We start from the raw sequence: 246 nt of genomic DNA, 5'->3' as shown, positions 1-246 counted from the left end.
ACATCTGCCGGCAGGTGTGCCGCGAGAACGAGGTCGACATCTTGCGCGGGGTGCTGTCGAGCGATCACGCCCACATGTTCGTCTCGGTGCCGCCGAAGCGCGCCATCTCGGATCTGGTGCGCAAGATGAAGGGCCGTTCGTTCCACAAGGTGCAACGGGAGTTTCCAGCCATCTGAAAGCGCTACTGGGGCTGCCGGTTTTGGGGGCGAGGGTCCTTTTCAACCACCAACGGTGCCATCACCGAAG

At 62.2% G+C, this 246-nt stretch carries 1 protein-coding gene; it reads left to right on the top strand.

From position 1 onward, the window contains the following. Positions 1-14 precede the first annotated feature (14 nt). Positions 15-176, top strand: coding sequence for a transposase (locus AB9K34_RS03685; protein ID WP_369953092.1), 162 nt, complete (start codon positions 15-17; stop codon positions 174-176). Positions 177-246 lie beyond the last annotated feature (70 nt).

Origin of the sequence: Sedimentitalea sp. XS_ASV28, assembly GCF_041224545.1 — a bacterium.
Taxonomy (GTDB): Bacteria; Pseudomonadota; Alphaproteobacteria; order Rhodobacterales; family Rhodobacteraceae; genus Sedimentitalea.
The sequence above is the reverse complement of the archived record's forward strand: the minus strand, read 5'-3'. Positions and strand labels throughout refer to the sequence as shown.